The sequence below is a fragment of the Rhizobium ecuadorense genome (assembly GCF_001187535.1).
GTDB lineage: Bacteria > Pseudomonadota > Alphaproteobacteria > Rhizobiales > Rhizobiaceae > Rhizobium > Rhizobium ecuadorense.
Genome location: NZ_LFIO01001734.1, coordinates 1 through 376, shown reverse-complemented (window position 1 = coordinate 376; position 376 = coordinate 1). Strand labels below are relative to the sequence as shown.

The following is a 376-nucleotide window of genomic DNA, read 5'->3' as shown; positions in this document are numbered from 1 at the left end:
GCGAGGGCTAGGTCGCTTACTCGCTTGTCGTAGGCAGCTATAATCCGGTCGAAGAGCGAAATTCGCTCCTCAATCGAGGTGCGCGAATACGTTTCAAATGCCTTTCGCGCGGCTGAAACCGCGTCGTCCACGTCACTTGCATCGCCTAGCGCGACTTGACCAACGACGCCTTCGTCCGCGGGGTTGATAACATCGATTACGGCCGTGCTTTTGGGCTGTACCCAGGCTCCGTTGATATAGAATTGAAGATTGTTGCGCATGAATATGCTCCATCATTGTTGACGGAAACACAAGTATACTTTGTACACCTAGCGTCAATCAGGCACTTCAAGTCGCCTAGGTATATCGAAGGAAACCATCATGCTCGAACTTGAAC

1 protein-coding gene is annotated in these 376 nt (G+C 51.3%); it reads right to left on the bottom strand.

The annotated features are described in order from the left end of the window. On the bottom strand, positions 1-260 hold a 260-nt coding region (locus AF337_RS34605), incomplete at its 3' end, for an aldehyde dehydrogenase family protein (RefSeq protein WP_152971329.1). Between the last annotated feature and the right edge of the window lie 116 nt (positions 261-376).